Raw genomic sequence first — 20,692 nt, forward strand, 5'->3', positions numbered from 1 at the left:
TCTATCTGAGGGCGGGAGGAACGAGATTCCGGTCCAGAATCTCGGAAAAATCGGGCGCAATGCCGAGCATCGGCGCGACGCGCTGCACGATGCGGCCGGTGACCATGCCGGCATTCCAGCCGGCCGTCGTACCGGTCGTCACGCTTTCAGCCTTCGGCTCGTCGACCATGATGACCATGGCATAGCGCGGATTGTCGAGCGGAAAGGCCGAGGCGAAGAAGTTGGTGACCTTGCTGGACGAATAGCGGCCATCGACCACCTTTTCGGCCGTGCCGGTCTTGCCACCGACGCGGTAGCCCAGGGCTTCCTTGTTCATCTGGCTGCCCGAGCCTTCCAGCGCATTGAGCCGCATCAGGTAGCGGATGGACTCGCTGGTGGAGGGCTGCAACACACGGCGATAGAGCGCTTCGGCCTCGGCCACGTCGCGCTTGTAGAGCGTGGGCGCGATATAGTTGCCGCCATTGACGAAGGCGGCATAGGCCGTGACCATATGCAGGGGCGAGACCGACAGACCATGGCCGAACGAGGCCGTGGCGGCGCCCACTTCGGACAATTCCTTGGGCACGGTCGGCAGGCGCATTTCCGGCAGCTCGAACGGCACGCGCTGGTCGAAACCCACCGTGGTGAGGAAAGCGCGGAACGCATCCTTGCCCATGGCCTGCATGACGCGGATCGTGCCGATATTGGATGAGTATTTGTAGACTTCCGGCAGGCTGAGAATGCGGTGCTTGCCATGGAAATCGTCGATGGTGAAGCGGCCGAAGCGAATGCCGAAACGCGCATCGAACTGATCGGTGATCCGCACCAGCCCGCTATCCAGCGCACCAGCCATGGTCACCGTCTTGAAGATGGAACCCGGCTCGAAAATGCCCGAGGTGATGCGGTTGAAACTATCCTTGACCAGCGCGGTCGCCGGTTCATTGGGATTGAAGTCGGGCAGCGAGGCCAGAGCGATGATCTCGCCGGTATAGATGTCCATCATCACGCCGGCTGCGGCGATGGCCTGGTAGCGCGTCATGGCATCCAGCAATTGCTCGTGCATGATATGCTGCACGCGCATGTCGACGCTGAGATCCACCGGCGCCAGCGCATTGCCGCGCGCCAGGCCCAGATCCTGCAGCAGGGCGACATTCTCGCCATCCATATGCTTTTCGATACCGGCAATGCCCTGATTGTCGATATTGGTCGCGCCCAGAATATGGCTGGCCTCGGTCATGCCGGGGTAAAAACGCTTGGATTCGGTGATGAAATCGATGCCGGGAATACCCAGGCGCATCACCTGATCCTGGATGGCCGGCGACAGCTCGCGCTGCACCCAGACAAAGCCCTGTTCGCCCGTGAGCCGGTTGCGCAGCCAGGTCTCGTCGAGATCGGGCAGCACAGTGCGCAGCTTGCGCACGGCTTCCTCGACATCGATGATGCGGCGCGGCTCGGCAAACAGCGACGGCACGCGGATATCGACGGCCATTTCGAGCCCGTTGCGATCCAGGATCGGCGGCCGCGTGGCGGTGATGACATCGCGCGCCTGCCCCTCGATGGTGGAATCGGGCACGACCATGCCCAGTTGCACCAGCCGCCCCCCGACCAGCCCGAAGCCCAGCACCAAAGCCAGCACCATCCAGCGGATGCGGTTCTGCGTGAGGTTGCCGCGCGCCTTGCGGGCGCCGTCGAGCGCGATGGTGGGGCCGAAATCCTCTGCCGTGACCGCCATTATTCGATCCCCTCCAGTTCGAGAATGGCGTCGATCGGATCCACGCCGGCTTCGAGGGATTCGAACAGGGAATCCATCGCCGCCGTATTGGGTTTGACCGGCCGCATCGGCAATTCACCGAAGGCGCCGAACTGCTCCTGCTTCACCGGCACGATGGCCAGGGCCACCTGATGGCGCCGCACGATGGGCTCGATATGGCCGGGCTGGCTCAGCACCGCCTCGTCGGCCTTGACCAGCGAGAGCTGGCCCTCCTGGCTGTCGATCAGGGCGATGAGCGCCGTGCGCTCGCTGGCCGTGTTCTCGATGGAGAATTTGAGCGCATAGACGCCGGCCAGCATGAAGACGCTGGTGAAGATCAGGATGATGTTGAGATTGCGGATCATGCGGCCCCTCGCACCTGGGGCATGCCGAGCCCGTCAAAGCGCACCGGCCGCGCCGGCGCCGCCGAACGTGTGGCGGCACGCAGGATGGACGAACGCGCCCGCGGATTGCGCGCCAGCTCGGTCTCGCCGGGCTTGGCGGCCTTGGCCACCTCGATCCAGCGGCGCTCTTCGGTCACCACCTGCGGCAGGTGGCGCGACTGGGCCGGGCCACCCTTGTCGGGATCGAAGAACCGTTTGACGATGCGGTCTTCCAGCGAATGGAAGGTCACGACGGCCAGCCGCCCGCCCTCGCCCAGCAGCCGCTCGGCCGCGAACAGGGCTTCCACCAGTTGTTCGAATTCGGCATTGACGGCGATGCGCAAGGCCTGGAAAGAGCGCGTGGCCGGGTGGGCATCGCCCGGCTTGCGGCCGATAGCCTTTTCGATGATGCGGGCCAGTTCCAGCGTGGTGCGGATCGGCGCGGTTTCGCGAGCCGCCACGATGAACTGGGCAATGCGGCGCGATTTGCGTTCCTCGCCGAAGGCATAGAGCAGGTTGGCCAGCGGTTCGGCATCGAGCGTGTTGACCAGGTCGGCGGCGCTTTCGCCCGCCCCGCTCATCCGCATGTCCAGCGGCCCCTCGCGCATGAAGGAAAAGCCGCGTTCCGGCTGATCGAGCTGCATGGAGGAAACGCCGATATCGAGCACGACGCCATCGATCGGCCCATGCTCGGCGGCAAGGCTGTCGAGTTCGGAAAACGTGCCGGCGACGAAGATGAAACGGCCTTCGAATTCGGCCATCAGCGCATCGGCAAAGGGCTGCACGCTGGGGTCGCGATCGATGGCGATGACCACGGCGCCCGCTTCGAGCAGGGCGCGGGAATAGCCACCGGCCCCGAATGTGCCGTCGACAATGCGCTTGCCCGATAGAGGCGACAGCGCTGCCAGCACCTCATCCAGCAGGACGGGGACATGCGGGCCAGCATTTTGGCTGGTTTCGGGCACGGAACGCTTGCCCATAGAGGTCACTACTCCACTCCCGGCTCAGCGGCCGGTTCGTAAACTTCTCCCCACTTTGCGTGACGACGCTTAAGATTCTGTTTCCCATGGGGAGTTTGGCGGCGTTTACCAGGCCATTTCCACCACCACATCGCCCGCCTTGCGCTCGGTCTCGACATAGCGGTGCGCCTCGACCACTTCGGTCAGCGGAAACCGCCGATCCGTCACCGCCCGCACCGCGCCGGCCTCGACCAGTTCGGCGAGCACGGCCAGGTCCGCGCGCTTGGCGCTGACCGGCCGCAATCCGGTCGTCGCCAGCCTTCCGCGCCTGCCCGGCGCGCGTTTGGTCAGCATGTGCCAGATGATGGCCAGGCTCGGCACCGTGGTGAGATAAATGCCGCCCGGTTTGAGCGCCGCCCGGCAGCGCCCGAAGCTCGATTTGCCCACCGCATCGAAGATCACGTCATAGGCATCGCGTGCCGTGGTGAAATCAGCCTCGTTCCGGTCGATCACATGATCGGCACCCAGCGCGCGCATCAGGTCGGCATGGCGGGCACTGCACACCGCCGTCACTTCGGCCCCGAAATGCCGGGCCAGTTGCAGCGCCACCGCGCCGACACTGCCGGCAGCGCCATTGATCAGCACATGATCGCCCGGCTTCACCTGCCCCTCGTCGCGCATGAAGGGCATGGCGGTGAGATAGCCGTAGCTCAGCCCCGCGCCCTGCCCGGCATCGAGGCCATCCGGCCGACGAACCACCGCCGCGTCTTCGGCAAGACACACATAGTCGGCCGCGCCGCCCAGGCTGGAGCCGACCGAGCCGAAGATCGCATCGCCCACCGCAAAGCGCGTGACCGCGCTGCCCACCGCCTCCACCACCCCGCCGATATCGTCGCCCAGCACCAGGTTTTTCGGGCGCAACAGTCCGTTGAAAAATCGCGTGATGAACGGATCGGCCTTACGGAAAGCGCAATCGGCCAGCGTCACGCTGAAGGCCTCGACACGAACGAGGATTTCATTCTCCTTCGGCACCGGGCGTGGCACATCGCGAATTTCGAGCACGTCCGGCCCGCCATAGCGGCTTTGCGTTACTATTCTCATCGCCCGCTCCTATTGGCCCTGACCATGCCACTGGAACACCTGGTCGAGCGGCACATCGAAGGCCGCGGCAATGCGGAAGGCCACTTCCAGCGAGGGCGAATAGCGCCCCTGCTCGATGGCCACGATGGTCTGGCGCGTCACCCCGACCTTCTCGGCCAAGGCCGCCTGCGTCATCTCGCCGGCATTGAAGCGCAGCACCCGGATCGTATTGCTGATCGCCGCCTGTCCCTTGCCCATCGTTCTAGCCGACCCGGTAGTAATAGAGCCGCGACGCCGCATCGGTGGCCCCGGCCAGCATCAGTCCGCCGAACAGTACGTAGATGCCCACGGCAAAATCGAAGCCGAAAGCCCAGAGAAATATCGCCGCCGCCCCGCCCGCCGACGCCACCACATAGCCATTGCGCATGGACCGGGCGCTCACCGCATGGTCGCGCTCATCGGCCCGCTCATCCTTCAATTCCTGCCCCTGCACCATGCTGACCAGAATGGCGAAAACGATCATCGCCACGATATTGAACACCACCGACGCCACCATGGCCCAGCCAAGCCGCGTCGCCACCTCGGGCACGCCGGCCCCGGGATCGCCAAGCGCCCCCATCAGCACCCACGCCGAAATCACCACTGCACTGAGCAGCATCACACCCGCATTCATTTCCTTGAAGGTCATGGTTCGGCTCCATTCTTGTTGGGGCCTAAGTATGGGAAAGACGACATAATGTCAATTATTTCATACACAATGTCGTAAAGACCCGACCTGCCGGGCTCCCGATCACCCGAAATGGCACCGCCGACCTCCATTTCTGGAGATCGGCGGCATATTCTACGCCAGTTGACCTATAAGCCGGGTTCTGTAAGGCCGCGTTGCCGCGACGTGGTGACCATTCATCTGTGGCGCCTGTTGCCAGGACGCTCGTGCAACCAACCCGGATGATCTGGCCTCGAAACAGGCTGGGGCCGGAGCCCCGCGTCATCCCTATTTGGTCTTGCTCCCGGTGGGGTTTACCGTGCGGTCCCTGTTGCCAGGCACCCGGTGCGCTCTTACCGCACCCTTTCACCCTTGCCGGCCCGAAGGTCGGCGGTTTGCTTTCTGTGGCACTTTCCCTGGGGTCGCCCCCGCCGGCCGCTAGCCGGCACCGTGTTTCGATGGAGCCCGGACTTTCCTCCAGCAGCAGGTTACCCCACTGCCAGCGGCCACCCGGTCAACTGGCCGGCTGATGTAGTGAGTTGGGTAGGCCCGCGTCAAGCGCTGGCGGGATCGGCCGTCAGCAGCGGCGTCTGCCTGGGCTTGGTCAGCGCCTGGTAGGCAAGGTTGATCGCCTTCATGCGATCGGTCGCTACATCGATCAGATCCTCGGGCACACCCTTGGCGATCAGCCGATCAGGATGGTGCTCGGCCACCAGCAGGCGATAGACGCGGCGGATTTCCTCGGGCGGCGTATTGGGCGCCAGGCCCAGCACGGCATAGGGGTCGACGCCCGCTTCGAGCTGCACATGCTGGCTGGCCATCTGTTCGAAGCGCGCATCATCGAACCCGAAAATATCGCTCACCGACTTGAGGTAATCGAGCTCGGCCTCATGCACCATGCCGTCGGCCGTGGCGATGTAGAACAGGCTGTCGAGCACATGCTCGAGCGTATCGGGACTGTCGTGGAAGAAGCGCGTCACCTTGCGGGCATAGGCGTCGTAGCCGGCGATATCCTGCTTGGCCAGGTTAAACACGCGGATAATCTGCTCTTCATGGCCATGGGCGATTTCCACCGTGGCGCGGAAGGCGCGCTCCTCGGAGGCGGTCACCGCGCCATCGGCCACCGCCATTTTGGCGGCGAGCGCGATCAGCGCCAGGGTGAAGGCGGCGTCGCGCCCACCCGGCAGCCAGGTATCGGGGTCGAGCGCATTGACCAGCGACCCCGCAAGGCCCGTGCGCTGGCTGAACGAGCCGACCAGGTCGCTCAATCTCTGCCACATGTCGATTTTCTCTTCAGGCTTGCGCATGCAAATAATGACCGGCTGCGCCTTTGGAATGAATCGGGCGGGCATCATGCCCGCTGGCGGGCAGGATAACGATTGCGCGTGGCGCGGTCCATTGCCGGCGGCGCATGGCCGCCCTGCCCTCAATCGGCGAAGAAGAACGAATCCACTTCCCGCGCGATGACGCGGGCACGCGAACGGTTGGGGCCTTCATCGAGATAAAAGCCGTTCGGGTCATAGCCCGGATCGACATAGCCATTGCCCTGGCGCCGGGCCAGGAATTCGGACAGCGGCCCGCTTTCCCAATCGGCCAGGTCGGTCGCGGTGACATTGGCCGGCGGCAGGCCGACAGAGGGCGGAATGACCACAACCGGCGGCGCCACGGCGACAACCGGCCGGGGCCGCATCGACAGCGGCATGGGCACCGGCGCGACCTTTTGCGGCGCGATGGCGGCGACTTCGACTGGATCGATCGCAGCTGATGTGGCTGGTGGCGTGGTGACGATGGGCGTGCGCGCGGGCGGCGTGACGGCCACCGTGGTCGGCGGGGCGGCGTCGGCGCCGGTGATATAGCTGGGCAGCTTGCGGCCGGACTGCAGGAAGGCATCGACCGCATCGGCCGTCTGCGCAGCGGGGGTCGCGGCCGGCTTGGTAAGAGCGGCTGGCGGTGTCGCGGGCTTGACCGGAGTGACCACCGCCACTTCCGTCGCCGGCTCCACTGCCGGCGCATCGGGGCGCTGGCTCAGCGGCGCCGGAACAGGGGCAATGGGTTCGATCACGGCCACCTGGGCCGACACCGGAGCGGCCGGATTGCCCATGAACTGCGCCGACAACAGGTCCGCCGTCGGAATGCCGACGACGAGAATTGCACCGGCCCAGGCCAGGCCATTGGTGATACGACGGTCGATGCTCATGGTCCTAACGTCCCGATTTGCGCCGCCCTCAAGGGGCGAAAGAGCCGGATTTTCGTGGCCATTTTATGAAATCGGCGCACGCTGCCAGCAATGAGGCCCGCAAGCTGAACCGAAGCTGAATGACGCTGTGCCAGCTCCCAGCCGCGCGGGCCGAGAGCCAATGGCACCAGATCATGGTGAATACAAGGTTAAAATCAGGCGGCGTCGACCGCCGCGACCTCGTGCCGCCGCCCCAGGATACGGCCCAGCGCCAGCGCCAATGGCGAGCGGTTATGGGTATAGATGTGAAATTCGGTCACGCCCTCATCCACCAGCTCGGTCACCTGCTCCGCTGCCACGGCGGCGGCTACCAGGGCATGGGTTTCCGGGTCATTGTCGAGCCCGTCGAACCGTTCGGCCAGCCAGCCGGGAATGGCCGTGCCGCAGCGCGCGGCGAAGCTGGCAATCTGCCGGAAGCTATGGATCGGCTGGATGCCCGGCACGATCGGCGCGGTGATCCCGGCCGCGCGGGCGCGGTCGAGATAGCGCAGATAGTCCGAATTGGAGAAGAACATCTGCGTGAGCGCACGAGTGGCGCCTGCATCGATCTTGCGCTTCAGGTTGTCGATCTCGTTGTTCCAGTCGGGGCTCTGCGGATGCCGCTCCGGATAGGCCGATACCGAAATGTCGAAATCGCCGATGCGGCGGATGCCCTCGACCAGCTCGATCGCATTCCGATAGCCCTCGGGATGGGGCACGAAGGGCTTGCCGACGCCTTCCGGCGGATCGCCACGCACTGCCACGATACGGTTGATGCCCGCTTCCCTGTAGCCGCGCACCACGTCATCGACCTCGGCCCGGCTCGCGCCCACGCAGGTCAGATGCGCCGCGGCATCGACGCCGGTCTCGGCCTTGATGCGGCGAACCATGCGCAAAGTGCGCTCGCGGGTGGACCCACCAGCACCATAGGTAACTGAAACGAAACGCGGCTTGAGCGGCGCCAGCCGATGCACAGTGTCCCAGAACTTTTCCTCCATGACGTCGGTCTTGGGCGGGAAGAATTCGAAGGAAATCTGCAGGTCCGGGCGATCATGCGCTGTCTGGCGGCTGGCGCGGAGGTTGTCGTCGAGCATTGATCTATCCGTTCAAGTCTTGTCGCTGAGGCGCCACAGGCAGACCGTCAGCCCACGTTTACTGTTCTCGCCGGGAAACTCGTGCACCGCCTCGACCGCAAGGCCGGCAGTAGCGGCCCAGCCGCTCATCTGGAGCTGCGACAGGCCGAGCCGCCGATGGGCATGCTCGCTGCGCAGGAATTCGAGATCGTGCGGGGCGAAATCGACAATGATCATTTCCCCGCCCGGTTTCAGCAGGCGTCTCGCCTGCGCCAGCATGCGCCCCGGATCGTCGAAATAATGCAGTACCTGATGGATGACGATGACATCGGCCGGTCCGGCCGCCAGATCGACATCGCCGATATCGCCCAGCCGCACCTGGGCATGGGTAATGCCTGCCGTGGCCAGCCGCGAGCGGGCCACGGCCAGCATTTCGCGGCTCGAATCGATACCGATGCCGCGCTTGTAGGAGCCCGAGAGCACTTCGAGCATCCGCCCGGTGCCGGTACCCAGGTCGATCAGCGTCTCGACGCGTCGCCCGCCCAGGGCAGCAACCACCGCGGCTTCCACCGCTTCCTCGGGCACATGCAGGGTCTTGAGCAGGTCCCAGCTACTGGCGACCTTGGCAAAATATTCGGTAGCCTGCGCCTGCTGGCTGGTGCGCACGGCCTGCTGCCGCTCGATGTCACGCCGGCGCTCCGGATCGTGCCCATCCACCCGCTCGATGAGCCATTCGGCCAAAGCGGCGCCATGCCCGTCCTGCGCCAGGCCATAATAGGCCCAGGCGCCCTCGGCATTACGCTCGATCAGCCCGGCATCGGCCAGGAGCTTGAGATGCCGCGACACACGCGGCTGGCTCTGCTTGAGGATTTCCGTCAGGTCCTTGACCGAATGGTCGCCATCGGACAACAGCGCCAGCAGGCGCAGCCGGGTCCCCTCCCCCGCCGCCTTGAGCACGCTAACCAGTTCATCCAGCTCGGCCATCTGCCCCTCACGAGATATAAAGATATCTTTATATCGAAATTCAGGTGAGGTCTAGGGGGAAGTGGGTGCGATGCGTCGCCAAATACCAAACGTCACCCTCGGGCTTGACCCGAGGGCTCTGGACTTGCGGTGCATTGGTTAAGTGAAGCTCCCTTGGGTCAGGCCCGAGGGTGACGATCCAGGTAGAACGCCTAGGCGCTCATCGCAGCACGTTCTTCGCTGACCGCGCGTTTGCGAAAGGAATGGGCGCGCCACAGTTCGAAAATACCGATGGCTTCTTCCTTGTCGATGGCCTCGAAGCGGCTGACGACCATGGCCTTGTCGGCCTCGCTCGGCAGGTCGCGCCATGGCAGGGTTGCCACGGTGGCCTCGAACAGGTCCGGCGACATGCCGGCGGCCTTGAGCGCCACGGTGATCGCCACATAATCCTGGCTGGCGAGCCATTTGACGAAGACTTCGGGCGCCACGCGCAGGATGACGGTCAGCGCCGCCGCCGCATGGTGGCCATAGCCGAAGCGGGCGAAACGGGTCAGCGCGCGGTCGTCGAGCTGCTTGCGGTCGCTCAGCGCCTTGACCTGGTTATAGGCCACCTTCCATTCGGTGGCCGAGAAGCCGGCGCGGTTGCGTAGCCGATTATAGACCACGGCATTGACCTTGCCGGCCGCGACCGGATCGAGGCCGCGATCGACCTGGCCTAGCGTTTCCAGCACTTTTGAGGCCACCGAGTCGATTTCGCCGCGCAGGCTCTTCCAGTCGATTTCCGGACGGTTGCGCAGGTCGGCGGCAATCTCGGCATCGCGCGTGGCGCGCTCCACCAGCTTTTCCAGCGTCGCCTTGTCGAATTCGGCATTGGTATTGCGCACCAGGCGCACCACCGACGTGCGGTCGCCATGCTCGACAATGGCCTCGCCCACCCGTTCGGGCACGCTGGCGCGGCCGGCAATGGCCAGGCGATGCTCTTCGCTCTGGCGACCGATAATGTCGATCAGGTCGTCGTCACTGAGCACATTGGAGAATTCGAGCAGGGGCTTGGCCACCTCGATATCGTCATTGGCGAGCTTGACCACGACAGTGCCCGGCGCGCGCTCCAGCGGGGCCAGGAGCTTGGCGACATGCGCCCGCGCCTCGACCTCGACCAGTTCGGCCAACTGGCACAGCACTTCGTCATACTGAGCGACCTGTTCGTCGTCGCACCGGTCCGAGACGTAGCTGAAGAGCTGCGCCATGTTGCGGAACAACTGTTCCCGTTCCGGTTGGTTGTCTTCGCCATTGAGGACCCGGAAACTCGAAAATGCCCGCTGGCCTTCATCAAGTTCGCTCATTGCCTGCTCTCCCGGCTTCTGCCGCAAATCTGGAGCCTGACGATGCACAGCCACCTTCTTGCGGGCCCTGAAAGCCGGCGCGGGCATTTGATTCAAATTTTAGCGAATGGATGCGGCCAGCAGCCTGGCAATGTCATCAGGAATGGCCTGCGGCCCCACCAGCCGGCGCAGGCCGGTCGCCAGCCCGCGCATCACACTGGCCCGGTGCCCCGCGGCGAGGAAATGCCGCGCCGAGGTCTGGTAGAGGTGCCGCAGCACCTGCTGGCAACGCTCGGGCGAATAGGCCGAAAGCGCCGCCGCCACCGGCTCGGGCAGGTCATCGTCATAGGGCGAGATGAAGAATGGCGCCATCCAGCGGCTATTGGGCCGGGCGAGGTAAAGCTCCTCGCTGGTCCGGGCCACGCCCGGCCGGTCATTGCCCGCCATCAGCGCCGTGCATTTGAGCACCAGCAGATAGATGTGAAAGTCCGACCCGAACTCGGCCAGCTCGATCCCCTTGTCGTAGAGCGCCACCGCCTCTGGTATGGCGCCCCGGCACATCAGCATCTGGCCGCGCGTGGCATAGGCCGCACCGAACGCCGTGCTGTCGGCAAAGGCTTCGTCGGCCAGTTGTTCGGCCAGTTCGAGATGCCCGCGATCGGTGAAGAACAGCAGCTTGGCCGCTGCCAGCTTGAGCAGGGCATTGTCCTCGATCCCCGCCAGGTTGCCGAGCACCAGCGTTTCGATTTCGTCTTCGAGCGCCGTGGCCCCGCCGGGAGAGGCCAGCCCCGGATCGGGCGGCCACTGGATAAGCCGGGCAAACAGGTTGAGCGCCCACAATATGGCCAGCGACGGATCGCCCGGCCGCTCGTCGCGCGCCTTGCGCAATTGCGCCTCGGCCTCGCGCCAGCGTTCGGGCGAGCGGGTCAAAGCGCGGCCCGCCTCGTTGAGCCGGATTTCCACCGGCACATCGGATGGCGTCAGCAGCTCGGAGCCATCAGGCACGGCGATATGGCGCCAGATGGCGCCGCGAGCCCAGCGGGCAATCGCCACACCCTGCCCGGCCGCCTCACGCTGCGCCATCCGCGCCCGCCGCGTCGCGATCACCCGGCCCGAAGGCAGGCTGCGCAGCGCCATGGCGGCATGCAGGTCCGACAGCTCCGCATGCAGGCTGATCTCCAGAGCAAAGGCGACCTGCGCCGCCTCGTCCCCCTGCCAGTCCGGCACCAGCACGACCTTGCGCCCGCTGCCCAACAGCGTGGCCAACTGATCGCTTATGCCCTGCACCAGGCTCGCCGCCGCGGCCGATTGCGCCTCGCCCCGCACCGGGCCCACCACGACGAAAGCCGCCACCCCATCCGGCCGGTCGGCAGCGGCGATCCACACATAGCCTTCGCCATATTGCGTGGCGATGAAACGCGGCGCCCGTGCATCGTCACCCAGCCGCGCGCGCAGGCGATTGACGATAAAATCGACATTGCGCTCGCCGGCCATGCGGCCGGTCGCGGCCATGGCGCGGTGCAACTCGCTCCGGCTCAGCAATGCGCCGGGCCGACGGCTCAGCTCCATCAGCAGCACCCGCTCCTGGCGCGTGAAGACGATCTCGCTGCCATCGGCGCCACGGGCCGAACGCATCGATTCCTCGAATATCAATCCGTTGAAACTGTGCCTGCGCAAGACTGTCTGCCCCCGAAGGCCGGAGATTTGCAGCGGCGGGCACCAATGACAAGCGGGCAAATCGCGAAAATCCGTCCATCAAACAACAAGCCAACAATCTCCGCGTAGCCTGCCGCCGAAGCATGGGGGGGAATCGATGGAACGTGATCGGGACCGTAGCGAGGGGGCGCCGCTCGTGAGCGTCATGTTCACCGCCAGATTGGGCGGATCGGCCACACGCCCGATAGGCGAGGACCACCCTGTCGCAAGAAACGAGCCGCCGCCGCCGTCAAAGGCCGGCTTGTGGGAGCGCCTGAGCGACTGGCTGCGCCTGACCTGATCGGCTGGCCAGCCGGCCGGTCGCGGCATGCCCGAAGAGATTGAGCTCCCTTCGGGCATGCCATTCATGAAAAAGGCCCCGGGACATGCCCGGGGCCTTTTGTTGGTTTCCGTCGCTTAGCGCAGGTCGAAGCGGTCGGCGTTCATCACCTTGACCCAGGCCGAGACGAAGTCCTTGGCGAACTTTTCCCCGGCATCGGCCTGGCCATAGACCTCGGCCAGCGCGCGCAATTGCGAATGCGAACCGAAGATCAGGTCGGCACGCGTCGCGGTCCAGCGGAGCTCACCACTCGTCCGGTCGCGGCCTTCATAGATGCCCGGGCCTTCGGCCGCCGGCTTCCATTGCGTGGCCATATCCAGCAGGTTGACGAAGAAGTCGTTGCTGAGCACTTCCGGGCGGTTGGTGAACACGCCATGCTCCGGCTCGCCGGCCCGCAATACGCGCAGTCCACCGACCAGCACGGTCAGTTCCGGCGCCGTCAGCCCCAGCAACTGTGCCTTGTCGATCAGCCCCGCTTCGAGCGACAGGCGCTGCCGGCCGCGTGCATAGTTGCGGAAGCCATCGGCCGTCGGCTCGAGCGGCGCGAAGGAATCGCCGTCGGTCTGCTCCGCCGACGCATCCATGCGGCCCGGCGTGAAGGGCACGGTGATATCGAGCCCGGCATCCTTGGCGGCCTTTTCGACGCCCGCGCTGCCGGCCAGCACGATCAGGTCGGCCAGCGACACTTTCTTGCCGCCGCCCTGAGCCGCATTGAACTCGCCCTGGATGGCTTCGAGCTTGCCCAGGATATCGGCGAGCTGGGCCGGCTTGTTGATCTCCCAATCCTTCTGCGGCGCCAGGCGGATACGCGCGCCATTGGCGCCGCCCCGCATGTCCGAAGCGCGGTAGGTCGAGGCGGACGCCCAGGCGGTCGAAACGAGTTGGGCCACCGACAGGCCCGTGGCGAGGATTTTCGCCTTGAGCGCCGCTGCATCGGCATCGTCGATCACGGCATGGTCGAGCGCCGGGATCGGATCCTGCCAGATCAGATCTTCTGCGGGAATTTCCGGCCCGAGATAGCGGGTCTTGGGGCCCATGTCGCGGTGGGTCAGCTTGAACCAGGCGCGCGCGAAGGCGTCAGCGAATTCGTCCGGATTCTCGAAGAAGCGGCGCGAGATTTTCTCATAGGCCGGATCGACCCGCAGCGCGATATCGGAGGTCAGCATGGTCGGCGCATGGCGCTTGGACGGGTCATGCGCATCGGGAATGGAATTGGCGCCCATGCCATGCTTGGGCGTCCATTGGTGGGCACCGGCCGGGCTCTTGGTCAGCTCCCACTCATAGCCGAGCAGGTTCCAGAAGAAATTGTTGCTCCACTTGGTCGGCGTCGAGGTCCAGGTGACTTCGAGCCCGCTGCCGATCGTGTCGCCGCCCTTGCCGGTGCCGAACTTGTTTTCCCAGCCCAGCCCCTGCGCCTCGATGCCGGCCGATTCCGGCTCGGCCCCGACATTGGCGGCGTCGCCCGCGCCGTGTGTCTTGCCGAACGTGTGGCCACCGGCGATCAGCGCCACGGTTTCCTCGTCATTCATCGCCATGCGGGCAAAGGTGTCGCGGATATCGCGCGCCGATGCCAGCGGGTCCGGATTGCCGTTCGGCCCCTCGGGGTTGACGTAGATCAGGCCCATCTGCACCGCCGCCAGCGGATCGTCCAGATCGCGCTCGCCGCTATAGCGCTCGTCGGCCAGCCACTCGCCTTCCTTGCCCCAATAGATATCGAGCTCCGGCTCCCAGGTATCGACGCGACCGCCGGCAAAGCCGAAGGTCTTGAAGCCCATGGATTCGAGCGCGACATTGCCGGCCAGGATCATCAGGTCGGCCCAGGAAATGGCCGAGCCGTATTTCTGCTTGAGCGGCCAAAGCAGGCGCCGCGCCTTGTCCAGATTGACGTTGTCGGGCCAGGAATTGAGCGGCGCGAAGCGCTGCTGACCACCGCCACCGCCGCCACGGCCATCGGCCACGCGATAGGTGCCGGCGCTGTGCCAGGCCATGCGCACGAAAAGCGGGCCGTAATGCCCGAAATCGGCCGGCCACCACTCCTGCGAATCCGTCATCAGCGCGTGCAGGTCGGCCTTGAGCGCCTCGAGATCGAGCGCATTGAACGCGGCGGCATAATCGAAGGCCTCACCCATCGGGTTGGACAGGGCCGAATGCTGGTGCAGCACCGAAAGATCGAGCTGGTTGGGCCACCAGTCGCGGTTGCTGCGACCCGCCGATTTACCGTGATCCACCGGGCACTTGCCGGCCGGAGCCTCACCTTGCGAATGGGGAGAAATCTGGTCGTCCATGAGGGGCTCCTTTGCTGCTACCGGCCTTATAGGGGGGTGACAATCATTAGGCCAATCGATACTTCTTCCCATATCAATAGGAAAAACTTATCGTGAGCGTGTCCCTCAAACAGATGCAATATGCCCTGGCCGTGGCCCGGTCAGGCCATTTCGGGCGGGCAGCCGAGGCCTGCGCCGTGTCGCAGCCGGCTTTATCCCAGCAAATCCTGGCGCTTGAGGGCCTGTGCGGCGCGCCACTGTTCGACCGGCTGCGCAGCGGCGTCCGGCCCACCCCGCTTGGGCGGGAATTCATCGCGCTGGCCCAGCGCGTGGTCGAAAGCGCCGAGGCGGTCGAAACGCTCATTCTCGGCCATGCCGGCCAGCCCGACCGTCCGATCCGCTTCGGCCTGATTCCGACCGTGGCGCCCTATCTGCTGCCCGAGATTTTCCCGGCCCTCACCGCGGGCCTGCCGGGCCTCGATTTCACCGTCAGCGAAAACCGCACCGATGCGCTGCTTGCAGGTCTCGCCGATGGCAGCCTCGATGTCGCGCTGATCGGCACCGCAGCGCCCAGCGATGGCCCGCGCCTGGTCAGCCGCCCCCTGTTCGACGACCCTTTCGTGCTGGCCACCAGCCGCGAGGAAACCACCACCGCACCGGTGTCGCTATCCAGCCTCGACCCCGATCGCATCCTGCTGCTCGACGAAGGCCACTGCTTCCGCGACCAGACCATTGCCGCCTGCCGGCTCGACAGCGATCCCGCCGGCCGCACTTTCGCTGCCACCTCGCTCTCGACCATTGTCGAATTCGTCGCCAACGGCCAGGGCGTGACCTTGCTGCCGCGCATTGCCCTGCGCAAGGAAGCCAACAATCCCCGCATCGCCATTCACGACCTGCTCTCGCCCGGCGCCGGCCGGCATCTGTCGCTGGTCTGGCGCGCCGCGACGCCCTTCGGCAAGACCTTCGATAAGATGGCCGAACTCATCGGTCGCAGCGGCAACGCGCCAGGAGACTAGCTGTTGTTCAGCGCGATGATCGTATCGAAATGCGCGGTGCCCTTGGTCTGGTAATAGTCCTGCAGGCGCTGATACGTTTGCGCCCCCGGAACCAGCCCGAACAGCCGCAGATTATTGGCCACGAAAATCCGTTCGATCTCCGCCGGGCCGAGCCCGGCCTCGTCCAGATAGCCCTCGATATGCGAGGGATATTGCTCATTGTCCCGCTCTTTTGAGATCATGTGCCAGTCGCTGCCGAAGACAATGTGATTGGCCAGGTCCGGGACCCGGTCCAACGTCGCCTGCAACCCGGCAATGGCGATATAGCGGTTGGCACTCTCGGGATGCCGGGGGATCGCACGGGTCAGATAGGACAGGTCGGCGAAAACCTGGCCCGGATAATTCATCGCGAGGCCCGCGACGACCGCCTCCCAGGCATCGGATGGCGCATTCGGGTCGGATGCAAAGCCGCCGAAATGCGCCATGCACACCCGCAACTTGCTGAATTCATCGAACACACGGCGCCAACCGTCCGGATGGGCGCGCTCGCCGAATCCCTCGCCGGCCTCGTTGCCATCGGCAGTATGGGCCAGGATGGGAATATCGAGCCTGCTGCAGGTCTCGTAGAGTTTCAGCAAAGCATCGTCCAGCCGCCCCCTGAAAGCCGCTTCCCAGCTCAGCCTTCGCCCGGGCCGGAAAGGCCAGGTCGCCCTCGGCATTGCCAATCGGCAGGAAGCCCATCGGCGGATAAATCTTGACGCCGACAGCGCCGCGCTGCTCGACAGCCTCGGTGATCAGCGCGATCGGGTCCGGCCCACTTGCCCGCCCGATATCGGCGACAACCTGCCGCCAGGGATTGAACGGCACGATCATCTGCATCAGCGTGCCGGTCCGGGTGCACCACTGCAGATCGCCCATCTGCTCGATCTGATAGGCGATCGAATGGGTGGGCTCCTCATCCAGCCAGCCGGAAAGATCCACCAGCGCCGCCGCGACCAGCGCCGGCCCTTCCCTGTTGGTATAGAGCCCGAAAAGCGTATCGAGGTTTTCCGCCTTCGGAGACGCCAGGCGACGGCCGAAGTCGAGCCCGCGCCCCAGCCAGCCGGACGAGTTCGCCAAGGTCTGCGCCCATTGATACCAGGCCTCTTCATGCTCCTTGATGGCCTGGTCGAGTTGGGCATTGATCTCCTCGCGAATGGCTTCGGCCGCGGCAGCACGATCCACATCCATGTCCGCGACAGCCCGTCCATGGGCCGCGAGTTCCTCGCCGAACGGCGGGAAATACAGCCGCTCAAACGTCGCGGTGTCGCGAAACAGCAGGCGCAGCGTTTCCGCCAGGCTGCCCAGAAACCGCTCTTCCGTCGCCCCGCGCGAAAAACGCTCCGACAGTGGCGTTCCGGGCGGTGCCGGCTCAATGTCCTTCAGCGGTTCGATGGCCCGCACGACAACCGATGTCAGCACCGCCAGCAGGCCCTGCACCACCAGGGTCTTGTCGTGCCGCAACTCTTCCTGCTGCAAGGTCTCCTCGAACTGCCGTGCCTGGACGCGCCACAGAAAGCTCGCCCAGGGAAGATCAAGCACGTTGAAGATATGGGTATGAGCGTCGATGCCGATCCGGCGTTCGTTCATCTGCCCGATGGCAGGCGCGGGCAAAAGAGCCGTGGCAGCGCCCGCGGACAATAACCCCAGAACGCCCCGTCTTTTCATCGGAAATCTCAGCAATGACCGCGACGCGCAAACATAGCACGGCCATGCGGCCATTCAACTATGCTTGCCGTGAGAGGATTTACTGAGAAACTACAGTAGAGACGACACCGCAGACTATATCAGGCCGCCGCCACCCGCGCCCGGCGGCGGAAACTGTCATAGCTGAACACCATCAGCGACACCCAGATCAGCGCGAAACTCAGCAGCCGCAGCGCGTTGAGGTGTTCGCCGAACAGGAAGATCGCCACCAGGAACTGGATCGAGGGCGCGATATACTGGAACATGCCGATCGTGGTGAGCCGCAGCCGACGCACCGCAAAGGCGAACAGCAGCAGTGGAATGGCCGTGGCCGGCCCGGTCAGCACCAGCATGGTCATGAGATAGGGATCGGCATGGACGCCGGGGCCGGTCGCGATGAAGGTATAGATGATGAAGCCCAGCGCCACCGGTACCAGCATGGCCGTTTCGGCGAACAGGCCTGTGGCCGGCCCGAGATGCGCCGTCTTGCGGAAATAGCCGTAGAAGCCGAAGGACAGCGCCAGCCCCAGCGCGATGAACGGGATATTGCCCAGCCCGATCGCCTGGATGCCGATGGCCACGGCGGCGATCAGGATGGAAATGGTCTGCAGCCGGTTCTGCCGCTCGCCGAGCAGGATCATGCCCATCAGCACATTGACCAGCGGATTGATGAAATAGCCGAAACTGGCTTCCAGCACCTGCCCGGTTTCCACCGCCCAAACGTAAAGCAGCCAGTTTCCCGCGAGCAAAACGGCGGAAAGCAGCGTGCCAAGCGCGCGCTTCCTGTCGGCAAACAGCGCGCGAACCTCGCCGAAACCGCCGGAAAAGGCCAGAATGCCCGCCAGCAGCACCAGCGACCACACCGTGCGCTCGGCCACGATCAGCACCGAGCCGGCCGCTTCGACCTCGCGGAACAGCAGCGGCAGGAAGCCCCACAGCGTATAGGCGGCCAGGGCCGCCAGCACGCCGTTGCGGCCGTCATTTGCCGCCGCCTGGGACGGGGGAGAGGCCTCGGCCGGCGCGATAGCCTCCGGGGCGGATTCGGGCAGGGACATCGAAAAACTCCGCATCCCGGACGGGATGGCTGAAGCCAAGGTGATACCAGCGCCACGCCCTGGCTGCCAATCAGAGTTTGTGATCGGCCCATCTTGCAAAGCTGATGGGCAAGGCCAACCTTTTTCGTGCCGGGGCGTTTGGCCTCAAGCGCGCAACGCGCTTTCCATCACGACCAACACCAGCAGGAGCACATCATGAAAAAGACCGTCACCTGGGTTTTGATCGCCGACGGCGCGCAAGCGCGCGTCCTCGAAAACACCGGTCCGGGCAAAGGGCTCAAGCAGGTGGATGGTCTCGACTGGGCCATCGAACCGCTCTCGGCGCAGGAGATCGTGACCGACCGCCCCGGCCGCGGTCACTCCTCGGCCGGCAGCGGCCGCAGCGCCATGGAGCCCCGCACCGACCCGGTAGAACACCGCGAAAGCGAATTCGTGAAATCGGTGGCCGCCACCCTGGACCGCCGGCAGCAGAGCGGCGCCTTCGATCGCCTCGTCATCGCCGCCTCCCCCATCGCGCTCGGCAATATCCGCAAGGCCCTGACGCCTGCCGTCAAGAAAGCCATCGTCGCCGAACTGAACAAGGACCTGACCAACACCCCCACGGCTCAACTCGACCAGCACCTGGACGGCATCATCGCAGCCTGACGAGAAAGAGCAGCAAAATCAATGCATTGAACACAAAAGCCGATTCAATTTTCCAACACGTTGAATCGGCTTCTCAATGTCTTGAATCAGTTTGTGAAGGGGATACAGCGCCAATTTAGAGCTCTATCTCGCCTCCCCACCGGCCGAATTCCTCCCCCTTTTCAGGGGGAGGCTAGGAGGGGGTATTCTTCCTACTCATCATCCTCGTCATCGCCGCCCTCGATAGCATCGAGAAATTCCAGCAGCATGGAATTGACCAGTTCGGGCCGCTCGATGCTGGGAATATGCGCCACGCCCTCCAGCACGGCGGCAAAGGCATTGGGCATTTCCTCGGACAGATGCTCATGCCGGTCGATCAGCGCGGTGAAATCCTCATCGCCCACCAGCAGCAGCGTGGGCGCGCCGACCTCGCTCACACGCGGCCAGGCCAATGGCGGCCGCTCCTCCTGCGTCAGGTCAGGCTTGCCGAGCGCCAAGGCATTCATGTCGAGAAACAGCGCACGCACCGCGCCGCCGACCCGCCCGCTCTGCGCCCGCGGGCCGTCGAGCCATTCATGCGCCTGCACAAGGTTGAGCATGTCGCGATCGCCCCGCTCCCAGGCATCTTCCTCGGCCGCCTCGATCTGCTGCTCGGCCTGCGTCGCGCTCCACGGCGCCCCGGTGACAGACGTACCGATCAGCACCAGCCCGATCACCCTGCCGGGATGGCGTAGCGCGAAATCCACCGCCAGCCCGCCGCCCATCGAACAGCCGACGAACACCGCCGCATGAATATCGAGCGCCGCCAGCACCGCCTCGAGGTCATCGACATGGCTGAATGCTTCGTCGGCACTGTCGGTCTCGCCATAACCGCGCCGGTCATAGGCAATGGCCTGCCAGCCTTCGCCGACCACCATTTCCATCTGGCTCTGCCACATGCGCTTGTCGCAGACCCCGGCATGCAGGAACACCACCGGCAGGCCCTCGCCCACCTGGCTTCCCGCCAGGACGGCCCCGCCAACCGCGACCGAAAACGCCTCGCCAATCACCCGTATTCTCCGTATCGATGGCGTCGCACCCAGCGGGCGCCGCCTATTGCGCGACCAGCACGCAGAATTCGAAATCGTCACCCCGCGCCCAGCAGCCCGGCTTGCCGTCAACGGCGCTGAAACCGCGCATCTCCTCGGGCACCTGCCCCGGCCCCGCATCGGCCTCGATCAGAAACGCCGTACCGACGCCCTCCTCCACCAGCGTGAAGGCAAAGGTCTTGCCATCAGGCAGGGCAAATGTCAGCCCGCCGCCATCCAGCGCCACATCGCAATCGAACGTGTCATATCCGCTAACCGTACACTGCCCCGGCGCCCCCGCCGCCAGCGTCACCATCCCACACGTCGCAGCGACCACGACCGCGGCCGCCCAAATCATCCGTTTCAAGTCTTGCCCCCAGAGCAATCAGCCAGTGCAGTACCGTGGTTCACTCTTAGCGCGGGATTGCGGGGGTGTCGCGGATTTTTGCGCGCACAGGTGAACGAAGAACAAGCGGGCATGCCAAGGCGCCCGCCTG

20 protein-coding genes and 1 other RNA gene are annotated in these 20,692 nt (G+C 64.9%); 2 read left to right on the forward strand and 19 right to left on the reverse strand.

The features are described 5' to 3' along the window. Nucleotide 1 precedes the first annotated feature (1 nt). From FPZ08_RS09145 to katG, 14 genes are all read right to left on the reverse strand, one after another. Complete coding sequence (locus tag FPZ08_RS09145) at nucleotides 2-1,711, reverse strand: peptidoglycan D,D-transpeptidase FtsI family protein (protein ID WP_146289684.1); 1,710 nt, start codon at nucleotides 1,709-1,711, stop codon at nucleotides 2-4. Further along, nucleotides 1,711-2,094, reverse strand: coding sequence for a cell division protein FtsL (gene ftsL / locus FPZ08_RS09150; protein ID WP_146289685.1), 384 nt, complete (start codon nucleotides 2,092-2,094; stop codon nucleotides 1,711-1,713). Before ftsL ends, FPZ08_RS09145 begins: the two co-directional genes overlap by 1 nt. Then, the gene (rsmH, locus tag FPZ08_RS09155; protein ID WP_146289686.1) at nucleotides 2,091-3,092 is read right to left on the reverse strand and encodes a 16S rRNA (cytosine(1402)-N(4))-methyltransferase RsmH; all 1,002 of its coding nucleotides are present in this window, start codon (nucleotides 3,090-3,092) and stop codon (nucleotides 2,091-2,093) included. The genes ftsL and rsmH overlap by 4 nt, the downstream gene beginning before the upstream one ends. A gap of 105 nt (nucleotides 3,093-3,197) precedes the next feature. After that, on the reverse strand, nucleotides 3,198-4,172 hold the full coding sequence (locus FPZ08_RS09160; RefSeq protein ID WP_146289687.1) for an NAD(P)-dependent alcohol dehydrogenase: 975 nt from the start codon (nucleotides 4,170-4,172) through the stop codon (nucleotides 3,198-3,200). A gap of 9 nt (nucleotides 4,173-4,181) precedes the next feature. After that, nucleotides 4,182-4,409 carry a helix-turn-helix transcriptional regulator gene (locus FPZ08_RS09165; protein ID WP_146289688.1) on the reverse strand — a complete coding sequence of 76 codons (228 nt, stop codon included), beginning with the start codon at nucleotides 4,407-4,409 and terminating at the stop codon, nucleotides 4,182-4,184. A 4-nt stretch (nucleotides 4,410-4,413) separates the two neighbouring features. Beyond that, nucleotides 4,414-4,839, reverse strand: a complete 426-nt coding sequence (locus FPZ08_RS09170; protein ID WP_146289689.1) for a hypothetical protein — start codon at nucleotides 4,837-4,839, stop codon at nucleotides 4,414-4,416. 154 nt (nucleotides 4,840-4,993) lie between these two features. Further along, nucleotides 4,994-5,379, reverse strand: an RNA gene (rnpB, locus tag FPZ08_RS09175) — RNase P RNA component class A. 32 nt (nucleotides 5,380-5,411) lie between these two features. After that, nucleotides 5,412-6,164, reverse strand: coding sequence for a molecular chaperone DjiA (locus FPZ08_RS09180; RefSeq protein ID WP_246132842.1), 753 nt, complete (start codon nucleotides 6,162-6,164; stop codon nucleotides 5,412-5,414). Nucleotides 6,165-6,283: 119 nt separating this feature from the next. Next, nucleotides 6,284-7,054, reverse strand: coding sequence for a hypothetical protein (locus tag FPZ08_RS09185; RefSeq protein WP_146289690.1), 771 nt, complete (start codon nucleotides 7,052-7,054; stop codon nucleotides 6,284-6,286). Between the two features lie 194 nt (nucleotides 7,055-7,248). Further along, complete coding sequence (metF, locus tag FPZ08_RS09190) at nucleotides 7,249-8,166, reverse strand: methylenetetrahydrofolate reductase [NAD(P)H] (protein WP_146289691.1); 918 nt, start codon at nucleotides 8,164-8,166, stop codon at nucleotides 7,249-7,251. A 12-nt stretch (nucleotides 8,167-8,178) separates the two neighbouring features. Then, nucleotides 8,179-9,129 carry an ArsR/SmtB family transcription factor gene (locus FPZ08_RS09195; RefSeq protein WP_146289692.1) on the reverse strand — a complete coding sequence of 317 codons (951 nt, stop codon included), beginning with the start codon at nucleotides 9,127-9,129 and terminating at the stop codon, nucleotides 8,179-8,181. A gap of 191 nt (nucleotides 9,130-9,320) precedes the next feature. Beyond that, nucleotides 9,321-10,451, reverse strand: a complete 1,131-nt coding sequence (locus FPZ08_RS09200) for a DUF2336 domain-containing protein (protein ID WP_186767275.1) — start codon at nucleotides 10,449-10,451, stop codon at nucleotides 9,321-9,323. A 99-nt stretch (nucleotides 10,452-10,550) separates the two neighbouring features. Further along, the gene (locus FPZ08_RS09205; RefSeq protein WP_146289694.1) at nucleotides 10,551-12,065 is read right to left on the reverse strand and encodes a winged helix-turn-helix domain-containing protein; all 1,515 of its coding nucleotides are present in this window, start codon (nucleotides 12,063-12,065) and stop codon (nucleotides 10,551-10,553) included. Between the two features lie 477 nt (nucleotides 12,066-12,542). Beyond that, nucleotides 12,543-14,750, reverse strand: a complete 2,208-nt coding sequence (gene katG / locus FPZ08_RS09210) for a catalase/peroxidase HPI (RefSeq protein ID WP_146289695.1) — start codon at nucleotides 14,748-14,750, stop codon at nucleotides 12,543-12,545. A gap of 92 nt (nucleotides 14,751-14,842) precedes the next feature. Here katG and FPZ08_RS09215 point away from each other — a divergent pair, with 92 nt between their 5' ends. Next, the gene (locus FPZ08_RS09215) at nucleotides 14,843-15,745 is read left to right on the forward strand and encodes a hydrogen peroxide-inducible genes activator (protein ID WP_146289696.1); all 903 of its coding nucleotides are present in this window, start codon (nucleotides 14,843-14,845) and stop codon (nucleotides 15,743-15,745) included. On the opposite strand, the gene FPZ08_RS09220 is transcribed toward FPZ08_RS09215, so the two are convergent. The 3 genes from FPZ08_RS09220 to rarD form a co-directional block, all read right to left on the reverse strand. Then, entirely contained in the window at nucleotides 15,742-16,326 is a 585-nt protein-coding gene (locus FPZ08_RS09220) for an amidohydrolase family protein (protein ID WP_246132888.1), read from the reverse strand. The two genes, FPZ08_RS09215 and FPZ08_RS09220, sit on opposite strands and share 4 nt — an antisense overlap. Further along, nucleotides 16,232-17,431 carry a hypothetical protein gene (locus FPZ08_RS22310; protein WP_246132843.1) on the reverse strand — a complete coding sequence of 400 codons (1,200 nt, stop codon included), beginning with the start codon at nucleotides 17,429-17,431 and terminating at the stop codon, nucleotides 16,232-16,234. Before FPZ08_RS22310 ends, FPZ08_RS09220 begins: the two co-directional genes overlap by 95 nt. 119 nt (nucleotides 17,432-17,550) lie before the next feature. Beyond that, nucleotides 17,551-18,504: an EamA family transporter RarD gene (gene rarD / locus FPZ08_RS09225; protein WP_186767277.1), complete on the reverse strand. Its 954-nt coding sequence runs from the start codon at nucleotides 18,502-18,504 to the stop codon at nucleotides 17,551-17,553. A gap of 195 nt (nucleotides 18,505-18,699) precedes the next feature. Between rarD and FPZ08_RS09230 the strand changes: the two genes are divergently transcribed. Beyond that, on the forward strand, nucleotides 18,700-19,149 hold the full coding sequence (locus FPZ08_RS09230; protein ID WP_146289699.1) for a host attachment protein: 450 nt from the start codon (nucleotides 18,700-18,702) through the stop codon (nucleotides 19,147-19,149). A gap of 191 nt (nucleotides 19,150-19,340) precedes the next feature. Here FPZ08_RS09230 and FPZ08_RS09235 read toward each other — a convergent pair whose 3' ends face one another. Together FPZ08_RS09235 and FPZ08_RS09240 are read right to left on the reverse strand one after the other, a co-directional pair. Then, complete coding sequence (locus FPZ08_RS09235) at nucleotides 19,341-20,177, reverse strand: alpha/beta fold hydrolase (protein WP_186767278.1); 837 nt, start codon at nucleotides 20,175-20,177, stop codon at nucleotides 19,341-19,343. A 43-nt stretch (nucleotides 20,178-20,220) separates the two neighbouring features. Continuing rightward, entirely contained in the window at nucleotides 20,221-20,562 is a 342-nt protein-coding gene (locus tag FPZ08_RS09240; RefSeq protein WP_146289701.1) for a hypothetical protein, read from the reverse strand. Nucleotides 20,563-20,692 lie beyond the last annotated feature (130 nt).

This window comes from Devosia ginsengisoli (assembly GCF_007859655.1).
In the GTDB taxonomy this organism is placed as follows: domain Bacteria; phylum Pseudomonadota; class Alphaproteobacteria; order Rhizobiales; family Devosiaceae; genus Devosia; species Devosia ginsengisoli.